Source organism: Isoptericola sp. NPDC055881 (assembly GCF_053615895.1).
This window is the reverse complement of sequence record NZ_JBSHCR010000109.1, coordinates 1-8,925: the sequence shown is the minus strand read 5'-3', so window position 1 is coordinate 8,925 and position 8,925 is coordinate 1. Positions and strand designations below refer to the sequence as shown.

Below are 8,925 nucleotides of genomic sequence, written 5' to 3'. Positions count from 1 at the left end.
CGGGCCGCCCCCCCCGCGCCCGCCGGTGCGTTCGCGTCAGTCGACGTCGAGCTGCTGGAAGGCCGTCATGGGGCCGGTGAGGATGCCGCCGTCGACGGGCAGGGTGACGCCGGTGATCCAGGCGGCGTCGTCGGAGGCGAGGAACGCGACGGCGGCCGCGACGTCCTCGGGCTCTCCGATGCGGCCCAACGGGTACAGGGGGACGAACTTGTCGGGCGTGCGGTCGTCCCAGACCCGGGTGCGCACGGTGCCGGGGGCGACGACGTTGATGCGCACGCCCCGGCGCCCGAGGCTGACGGCGAGGTTCTGCGCGAGGGAGACGAGGCCCGCCTTCGCGGCGGAGTAGTCCTCCCCGCCGAACGCCTGGAGCCCGTTGACCGAGCCGACGAGGACGATCGCGCCGCCTCGGGGCAGGTGCGGTGCCGCGGCGCGCACGCAGCGTGCGGGGCCACCGAGGTTGAGGTCGACGCCCGCGGCCCAGGTGGCGTCGTCCATGCCGTCGAGCAGGGTGGGGTGGGGGTGGTCGCCGCCGGCGACGCCGACGAGCACGTCGAGGCGGCCGTGCCGTTCGAGGGTGGCCGCGACGGCGGCGTCGACCGAGGTCCGGTCGCGGACGTCGCACACGACGGCCGAGACGGACCCCGCGGGCGTGCCGGCAGAAGGGCTGGCAGAAGGGCCGGCGGAGGAGCGGGACGCGAGCTCGTCCACGATGCGCGCCGCGGCATCGGCGTCGAGATCGGCGACCACGACGGCCGCGCCCTCGGCGTGCAGGCGGCGCACGGTGGCGGCGCCGATGCCGTGCGCACCGCCGGTGACGAGCACGACGCGCCCTTCGAAACGTCCGGTCACGGTCTTCTCCTTTGCTGAGGCCCTGGTGCGGGCCTCCGTCGATCCCTGGGGTGCCCGACCCTCACAGCGCGAGGCGGTAGCACCTCTCCTCGCCGTACAGGTCGAATCCCGCCCTGCGCAGGATGCGCGCCGAGGTACTCACGCGTCCCTTGACGAGGGCGAGCGAGGCGCCGGCGCCCTGGGCGATCCGAAGGCGCTCCGCGAGGACGGCACGGTAGGCGCCACGCCCCCGGTGACCGGGCAACGTGCCCGCGCCCCACAACCGGGCGACGGAGCCGAGGCCGGGATGCGGTGCCGACGCGAGCGTGACGCCGCCGGTGGCGACCGGCCCGCCACCGAGGTACGCCACGACGCGAGCCTCCGCACCGTCAGCGCCGAGGGCGCGGGCGGCCTCGGCGAGACGGTCGTCGTCCAAAGGCTGCTGGCCCCACACCACGGTGTCGACGGCGTCGGCGTCGCGCAGCCCTGACACGTCCTCGACCCGCCGCACGACGACCGACCCGCCGCGAGCGCCCGGGGCCACCCCAGAGTGCGGCGCCACCCCAGAGTGCGGCACGACGGGAGGGTGCGCGTGCTCGCCCAGCGGGAGAGCGAGGACTTCCACGGTGTCCTCCAGGCGCGCCCCGTGCGCGAGCAGCGCACCGGTCAGGTCAGGGGTGCTTCCCGCCGTCACCCAGACGCCGAGGGCGTCGCTCCCCCACGCCCGGGCCCGTTCGACGGCCGCGCACAGCACGTCGTCGGGCGACCGCGTGGAGGCGAGCCCTGTCAGCACGACGCGCCCGCCCGCCCACGCGGGCCATCGCGTGAGGGTGACGTCGGTGGTGACGCGCTCGGCGTCTGGCGGCGCCCAGGACCAGTCGGCCGCGGCGTGGACCACCGAGGGCGGGTCCCAGGCGAGGCTCATGACCGCAACCTAGCGAACGGCGTCCCTCGACGCGGCCCGGCGCGCAGCCCGCACGAGGCCGGCCCGGACCTTCGACGCCCAGTTGCCCGTCACAGGCTGGCGGCGAGGGCGCGCACGACCTCGCCCGCGGGCCCGGTGCGCGCCGCGCGGTACCCCGTGCCCGCCCACAGGTGCAGCCGGTCCGCGTCGCCGGTGGCCGCGGCACGCTGCCGCAGCTCGCGGGTGAGGTGATGCACCTGCGGGTAGCCCACCGGGGCGGCGCGGTCGTGACGCTCCACGAAACCGTTGCGCAGCGCCCGCGCCGGCCGGCCCGTGAAGGCTCGCGTGACGGTGGTGGACCCGAACCGCGGGTCGGCGAGCGCCCCACGGTGCGTGGCAGAGGCGCCCGACTCGTCCGTGCGCAGCAGGAGGGTGCCGACGGCGACGGCCTGCGCGCCCGCCGCGAGGAGACGCGTCACGGCCCGTGGTCCGTCCACTCCCCCTGCGGCGACCAGCGGCAGCCGGGTGCGGGCGGCCACCGCTGCGACGACGTCGGCCGTGGCGCCGTCGTCCACCCGCCGTGCGGGGTCCCACGTGCCGCTGTGCCCGCCTGCGCCGGGTCCCTGCACGACGAGGCCGTCGACGCCGAGAGCCTGGGCGGCCGCAGCCTCCTGCGGTGTGGTGACCGTGACGAGGACGAGGGATCCGGCCGCGCGCAGTGCTGCGACGTCGGACGCGGGCGGCGGCCCGAACGTGCACGACACGACGGGCACGGGGTCGCGGCGCAGGAGGTCCACCTTGGCGGCCCACGCGTCGTCGTCCGCGCGGGCCGGGAGGTCTGCCTCAAGGCCGAGCTCCATGCCGAGCTCCATGCCGAGCGCGGTCGCCTCGGGCGCGATCCGGCGCGCGTAGGCCGTGAGCGCCGCGGTGTCGAGGACGGGAGCGCCGTCGGCGGGCGGGACGAAGAGGTTGACGCCGAAGGGGCGGGCGTGGCTGCGTGCGGCGTGGATCTGCGCGGCGAGGGCCTCGGGGTGCTGGTACCCGCCGGCGAGGAAGGGGAAGGCGCCGGCGTCCGCGGTGGCGGCGACGAGGTCGGTGGTGGTGGCGCCGCCGGCCATCGGGGCGGCGACCAGGGGCAGGTCGGAGTCCAGGAGTCGGTTGCCCATGGGGGCATGGTGCCATCCGGCGGCGCTAGGGTCCGGGCATGAGCGTGACGGACGGTCTTCACGGTGCGAGGTCGGGAGTCCCGGGGCGGCTCACGCTCGGGCGGCTGGTCGCGCACGTGCGCGCGGTGGGCGACGGCGTGGTCTCGACGCTGGGACCGGAAGGTGAGCCGCAGGCGGCGTACCTGGCCGTAGCGGTGACGGACGTGGGCGAGCTGGTCTTCGACGCGCGGGCGGCCTCGCGCAAGGTGGGCAACGTGGCCCGGGACGGGCGGGTGGCCGTGGTGGTGGGGGGTCCGGGCGGGACGACGCTGCAGGTGCAGGGAGTGGCGGACGTGCCCTCAGGTGCCACCCGCGAGCGGTGCGTCGCGGCGTACGCGGCGGCGTTCCCGCAGTTCGTCGAGTCGTTGTCGGACCCGGGGATCGTGGTGCTGCGGGTGCGGGTCGAGTGGGCGCGGTGGGGGGACTTCCGCATCTCTCCCCCGCTGCTGGAGGAGACGTCAGGGGGCGTGCGTGCCTGACGCGGCCCACGTGGTGCGGCTGCGAGGCCCGCAGGGGGTGCGTGTGGTCCCCCCGCGTCCTGCGGGGACGGGCGCGCTGGTGCTGGCGGGCTCGAGCGGGCGGGTCGACGAGGCGCGGGCGCGCGTGCTGGCTCGGCACGGTGTGCTGGCGGAGTCGGTGCGCTGGTTCGGGGGCCCGGGGCAGCACGCGGGGCCGTGGGAGATCCCGGTGGAGACCTTCGTGGCCCGGGTGGAGGCGCTCGCGGCGGACTGTGACCGCGTCGTGGTGCTGGGCACGTCTTTCGGTGCGGAGGCGGCGCTGGTGACGGGAGCGGTGTGCGCCCGGGTGGACGCGGTGGTGGCGTTCGCGCCGTCGGACGTCGTGTGGGCGGGCGTGACTCCGGACGGCCGGCAGACGTCGCACTGGACGGTGGGCGGGCAGCCGCTGCCGTTCGTGCCGTTCCTGCCGGGGTGGGTGCCCGACCAGGACCCGCCGTCCTTCCGAGAGCTGTACCGGCGCTCGCGGGAGGCGGACCCGGCGTGCACGGCCGCGGCGACGATCGCGGCGGAGCGGGTCGCCGAGGTGGTCCTGGTGGCCGGCGGCGACGACCAGGTGTGGCCGGCAACGCTGCAGGCGGGGTCGATCGCGCGGCGCCGCGCCGCGCACGGGCTCACGACGACGCTCGTGACCCACCCCCGGGCAGGTCACCGGGTGCTGCTGCCAGGCGAGGAACCGGTGGCGGCCGGGATGGCGATGCGCCGCGGGGGCAGCGAGGCCGCAGACCGGCGCCTCGGCGCGGCGGCGTGGACAGCGGTGCGCGGGGCGCTACGGCTTCCCGGCTGAGTCACCCCTCCAGGTCCAGCTGGAACAGCAGGCTGGTGCGCGGCGTGCCGTCGGGGCGCAGGACCGCTTCGAGGCGGCTGCCCACGGGGCGGGCACCGAGCTTGCGGATGGCGCGCGCCGACCGCTCGTTGCGCTCGTCGGTCTGGAAGGCGAGCCGTGCGGCGCCGGCCGACGCGGCCGCGGAGATCATGAGCGCCTTGACCCGGGCGTTCAGTCCCGTGCCCCAGGTGGCGGGTGCCATGTACGTCGCACCGATCTCCAGCACCACCGGGTCGACCGGGTCGGCGAAGTGCGACGTCGTCCCCACGACCTCGCCGTCCAGGAGGACGAGCCACGTGCGACACGGCGGGTCGGCGAGCAGCTTGCGCACCAGCCTGGCCCGCAGCTCGCCCGAGTCCGTCGCCCGCCCGCCCGGGACGTGCTCCCACACTCGTTCGTCGAGTGCGGCGAACAACGGTTCGACAGGCGTGTCGGGCGTCAGGGCGTCCAGGCGGAGGTTCCCGTCCGTGAGCTCGGCGGGAAGGTTCGACAGCAGCCGTGCACCCATGGCCGCATCGTAGGGGTCGCACCGTGGGGCCCCACAGGCTCCTCGGCACCTCGGTCGGGGTCGGGCTCCGCGGGGGCCGTGCACGCGCTACCTCGGCACTAGTCTCGGCGCATGCCTCTCGCTCATGATGTCGCCGGCGACCCCGGCGCCCCCGCCGTCCTGCTCGTGCACGCCGGCGTGGCGGACCGCCGCATGTGGGACGCCGTCGTCCCGGCCCTCGCCCGCTCGTTCCGGGTGATCCGCCCTGACCTGCGCGGCTTCGGCGACTCCCCGCTGCCCGTGGGCGACCCCGGACCGCGGTACACGAACGCGGGCGACCTCGCCGACCTGCTCGACGACCTCGGCGCACCGGACGCCGCCGTCGTCGGTGCGTCCTTCGGCGGCAAGGTCGCCCTCGAGCTCGCCACGGCGCACCCGGGCAAGGTGCGACGGCTGGTGCTGCTGTGCCCCGCGGCGCCCGACGTCCCCGACACCCCGACGTCCGACGCCTTCGACGCCGAGGAGGCGCGCCTGCTCGAGGCCGGCGACGTCGACGCGGCCACGCAGCTCAACGTCACCACCTGGCTCGGCCCGGACGCCGACGACGCAGCCCGCGAGGCGCTCGCCGTGATGCAGCGACGCGCGTTCGACGTCCAGCTCGCCGCGGACGCGGTCGCGAGCGCCGCCGGGGCGCCGGAGCCAGGGCCCGACCCCGTCGAGATCGACCTGGCGGGGGTGCGCGTACCGACGTTCGTCGTCGAGGGCGCCCACGACATGGATCAGCTGCGGGCGTGCGCACGGCACGTGGCCGCGTCCGTGCCGGCGGCGCAGCTGTCGGTGCTGGACTGGGCGGGACACCTGCCCGTGCTGGAACGGCCCGACGAGGCAGGGGCGCTGCTGGTGGACGTGCTGCGCGACGACCTGGCGGTGCACGCCTCCTGAGGTCGGGCGACGCCAGTGGGCCTGGTACAGGTGGGCTCAGGTGAGCGCGCGGGTCCCGTGCCACGTGAGTGCCAGCAGGCAGGCGTCGTCGCGCTGGTTGGCGCCGACGTCGACGAGCCGGGTCAGGGCCTGACCTGACCGGGCCAGGTGCGCGGCACGGCCGGCGAGGTCGTCCAGCCCCTCGCGCAGGGGCAGGTCGCGGCGTTCGACGACGCCGTCGGTGTACAGCACGACGACGTCGCCCGGGTCGAGGTGGACGGTGCCCTCGGTGCGCCCGCAGGGCAGGCGGCCCACCCCGAGCGGGGTGGAGCGGCCCGCCCACAGGTACTGGGGGGCGCCGTGACGGCGCACGTGCAGCGGGGGCAGGTGTCCGGCGCACGCGTAGGTGAGGGTGGCGTCGGCGGTGTCCAGCTCCGCGTAAAGAACGGTCGAGCCGAATCCGACGTCGTGGTGACGCACGAAGCCGTCGAGGCGGTCGAGGACGGCGGCAGGCCCGAGGCCCGGCTCGGCCAGAGCGCGGGTGGCGGTGCGCAGCTGGCCCATGGCCGTCGCGGACGCGAGGCCGTGCCCCACCACGTCGCCCATGACGACGGCGAGCACCCCGCCGGTGGTGACGGCGCCTGCGGGCCCCGGCTGCTGGTCCGGTTGCTGGCCGGGTTGCCGGTCGAGGTCGAAGACGTCGTACCAGTCGCCGCCGACCTCCAGCCCGCTGGTCGCGGGCAGGTACTCGGCGACGATGTCGAGGTCCGCGCGCTCGGGCAGGTCGTCGGCCAGCATGGCGTGCTGCAGCTCGTGGGCCACGGACACGCTCTGCTCGGCCAGGCGGGCCCGGTCGAGCGCGACGGCGCCCTGCTGGGCGATCGTCGTCAGGGCGTCCCGGTCGGGCGGCGTGTCACCGGGCCGGGCGTGCGGCACGACGACGAGGTGCCCCCAGGAACGGTGGACCCCCTCGACCGGCACCACGAGCCGGCCAGGGGCGGGCGCCGTCGGCGGGAGGGGGCCGGGGCCGTGCAGGGTGACGTCCGCGACAGCGGCGTGCCGCCCGACGGCCGCGACCAGCGCGTCGCGGACCTGTGCGACGCCCGCGACTCGGGAGAGCGCGGCGGTGGCCTCCTGCACCCAGCGCAGCTGCTCGGCCCACAGCTGCGAGGCGGTACGGGCCCGCACCAGCTCGTGCTCGAACTCGGCACGGGCGCGGGCGGCGAACATGGCGACGTCGATCTCGTGCCCGCCCCTGCCGTGGGCCAGGGCGCGACGCCGCGCGGTGAGCAGCACCGGCAACGGACCGCCAGGTGTGCGCAGCTCGAGGGCGACGTCCTCCACGCTGCCGCTCAGCGCGAGCGCCGGCGCGACGTGCGTGTCCCAGTAGATCCGGCCCCCCACCGTGATCAGGCTGCTCAGCGGCGTGCCGCGCAGGTGCACGGGCAGGCCGTCCACCGGCGGTGGTGGCGTCCGGCCCGGGGCGTGCCCGGCGCTCCAGTGCAGGAAGGTCGCGTTCGCGTCCAGCACCTTGCCGTCCGCGTCCAGGCGCAGCATCGCCACGGGGGCCCTGGACCAGGCGTCGGCGCGGGCGGCCTCGCTCATGCGACGGGCTGCTCTTCCAGCGCCGCGGACTCCTCCTCGTCCTGGGCCAGGTAGCTGCGGATCGCGGCGACGAGGACGGCGGGCGCGCTGAGGTTGGGGCAGTGCCCGACGGCGTCCACGACGGTCAGCGTCGATCCCTGCAGGTGGTCGTGGACGTACCGGCCCACCTCCGGCGGCGCGATCGCGTCCTGGCGGCTCTGCACCACGAGGCTGGGCGTGCGCACGGCGGCCAGGTCGGCCCGGTTGTCGGACAGGAAGGTGGTGCGGGCGAAGTGGCGCGCGATCTCCGGGTCGGTGCGGCAGAACGCGGCGGCCAGCTCCTGCCCGATCTCGGGCCGTTCAGGGTTGTCCGTGATCACGGGCGCCATCGCGCGCGACCAGCCGAGGTAGTTGGCGTCCATCGTGGACAGCAGCTCGTCGATCTCCTCGGGCGCGAACCCGCCACGGTAGCCGTCGTCGTCGATGTAGCGGGGGCTGGGACACACCAGCACCATCCGGTCGAACAGGTCCGGGCGGCGCACGGCCGCGAGCAGACCGATCATCGCGCTGACGGAGTGGCCCACGAACACCACCGGAGGCAGGGCGAGGTCGTCGAGCAGGGCGATCACGTCGGAGGCGTACCCCTCGAGGGTCGCGTGCCGTCGCGGGTCGTACAACGTGGGGTCCGCGTCGCCCGCACCCGCATGGTCGAACAGCACCACCCGGTGGTCGGACTCGAACTGGGGCGCCACCCAGCGCCACATCGACTGGTCGCAGCCGAAGCCGTGCGCGAACACCATGGGCGGACCGTCCTGCGGACCGGACGTCCGGGCGCCGTGGCGCTCGCTGATCCTCATGTCGCCTCAGGGTAGACGTTCCACCACGGCGCGGGTACCCGCCCGAGCCGTGCCAGGCCCGCCGGCCCACCGCGAGCCCGGCACCCACCTTGCCGCGAAACCGGGCCGAAACGCGCGGCGGGCACGATGGGCCCCGTGATCCTCGCTCCCGAGACCCCGGGCCGGGCGGACGTGCGCGCGCTGCTGGCCGAGCACCTGGCCGACATGCACGCCACCTCCCCTGCGGAGTCGGTCCACGCGCTGGACCTCGGCGCACTGCTGGCACCGACGGTGACGTTCCTGACGGCACGAGACGCCGACGGGGCGCTGCTGGGCTGCGGGGCGTTGAAAGAGCTCGAGCCGGCGCCTCGGCCCGGACCAGGTTCAGGAACGGGCGCAGGAACGGGCGCAGGAACGGGCACAGGGCTGGGCGAGGTGAAGTCGATGCGCACCGCTGCCACGGCTCGCGGCCGGGGCGTGGCCACCGCGGTCCTGGGACGCCTGGTCGACCTGTCCCGCGCTCGCGGCTACGCCCGGGTGAGCCTCGAGACCGGGACGCAGGACTACTTCGCGCCCGCACGCCGGCTGTATGCCCGGCACGGGTTCGTGCCCTGTGGTCCGTTCGGGGCCTACGTCCCCGACCCGTGCAGCGCCTTCTTCACGCTCGACCTGCGCGCGGACGAGCGCCGGGCCCCCACGGCAGGCGTCGGACCCGCCGCCTAGCTGTACCCGGTCACGACGTTGGTTACAGCCGGCTGGTCGGTGGGAGGCCGCCGAGGGCTTGGTGGCGGCGTCGGGTGTTGTAGAACTCGATCCAGG

General features: G+C 75.9%; 10 protein-coding genes. 4 read left to right on the top strand and 6 right to left on the bottom strand.

Annotation, left to right across the window (positions count from 1 at the left end; translation table 11 throughout):
* Positions 1-36: 36 nt before the first annotated feature.
* The 3 genes from ACWGKI_RS19965 to ACWGKI_RS19955 form a co-directional block, all read right to left on the bottom strand.
* Positions 37-849, bottom strand: a complete 813-nt coding sequence (locus ACWGKI_RS19965) for an SDR family NAD(P)-dependent oxidoreductase (RefSeq protein WP_452189361.1) — start codon at positions 847-849, stop codon at positions 37-39.
* A gap of 61 nt (positions 850-910) precedes the next feature.
* Positions 911-1,753 (bottom strand): hypothetical protein, encoded by an 843-nt coding sequence (locus tag ACWGKI_RS19960; protein ID WP_452189359.1) that lies wholly within the window; start codon positions 1,751-1,753, stop codon positions 911-913.
* Positions 1,754-1,842: 89 nt separating this feature from the next.
* Positions 1,843-2,898 (bottom strand): nitronate monooxygenase, encoded by a 1,056-nt coding sequence (locus tag ACWGKI_RS19955; protein WP_452189357.1) that lies wholly within the window; start codon positions 2,896-2,898, stop codon positions 1,843-1,845.
* A gap of 38 nt (positions 2,899-2,936) precedes the next feature.
* Here ACWGKI_RS19955 and ACWGKI_RS19950 point away from each other — a divergent pair, with 38 nt between their 5' ends.
* The gene (locus ACWGKI_RS19950; RefSeq protein ID WP_452189355.1) at positions 2,937-3,416 is read left to right on the top strand and encodes a pyridoxamine 5'-phosphate oxidase family protein; all 480 of its coding nucleotides are present in this window, start codon (positions 2,937-2,939) and stop codon (positions 3,414-3,416) included.
* The gene (locus ACWGKI_RS19945) at positions 3,409-4,239 is read left to right on the top strand and encodes an acyl-CoA thioester hydrolase/BAAT C-terminal domain-containing protein (protein ID WP_452189353.1); all 831 of its coding nucleotides are present in this window, start codon (positions 3,409-3,411) and stop codon (positions 4,237-4,239) included. The genes ACWGKI_RS19950 and ACWGKI_RS19945 overlap by 8 nt, the downstream gene beginning before the upstream one ends.
* A 1-nt stretch (position 4,240) precedes the next feature.
* Here the strand turns inward: ACWGKI_RS19945 and ACWGKI_RS19940 are convergent, their stop codons facing one another.
* Positions 4,241-4,786: a GNAT family N-acetyltransferase gene (locus ACWGKI_RS19940; RefSeq protein ID WP_452189351.1), complete on the bottom strand. Its 546-nt coding sequence runs from the start codon at positions 4,784-4,786 to the stop codon at positions 4,241-4,243.
* 111 nt (positions 4,787-4,897) lie between these two features.
* Between ACWGKI_RS19940 and ACWGKI_RS19935 the strand changes: the two genes are divergently transcribed.
* The gene (locus ACWGKI_RS19935; RefSeq protein WP_452189349.1) at positions 4,898-5,707 is read left to right on the top strand and encodes an alpha/beta fold hydrolase; all 810 of its coding nucleotides are present in this window, start codon (positions 4,898-4,900) and stop codon (positions 5,705-5,707) included.
* Positions 5,708-5,743: 36 nt separating this feature from the next.
* On the opposite strand, the gene ACWGKI_RS19930 is transcribed toward ACWGKI_RS19935, so the two are convergent.
* Positions 5,744-7,291, bottom strand: coding sequence for a PP2C family protein-serine/threonine phosphatase (locus tag ACWGKI_RS19930; protein ID WP_452189347.1), 1,548 nt, complete (start codon positions 7,289-7,291; stop codon positions 5,744-5,746).
* Positions 7,288-8,127 (bottom strand): alpha/beta fold hydrolase, encoded by an 840-nt coding sequence (locus ACWGKI_RS19925; RefSeq protein WP_452189345.1) that lies wholly within the window; start codon positions 8,125-8,127, stop codon positions 7,288-7,290. Before ACWGKI_RS19925 ends, ACWGKI_RS19930 begins: the two co-directional genes overlap by 4 nt.
* A gap of 126 nt (positions 8,128-8,253) precedes the next feature.
* On the opposite strand from ACWGKI_RS19925, the gene ACWGKI_RS19920 reads away from it, so the two are divergent.
* The gene (locus ACWGKI_RS19920) at positions 8,254-8,829 is read left to right on the top strand and encodes a GNAT family N-acetyltransferase (RefSeq protein WP_452189343.1); all 576 of its coding nucleotides are present in this window, start codon (positions 8,254-8,256) and stop codon (positions 8,827-8,829) included.
* Positions 8,830-8,925 lie beyond the last annotated feature (96 nt).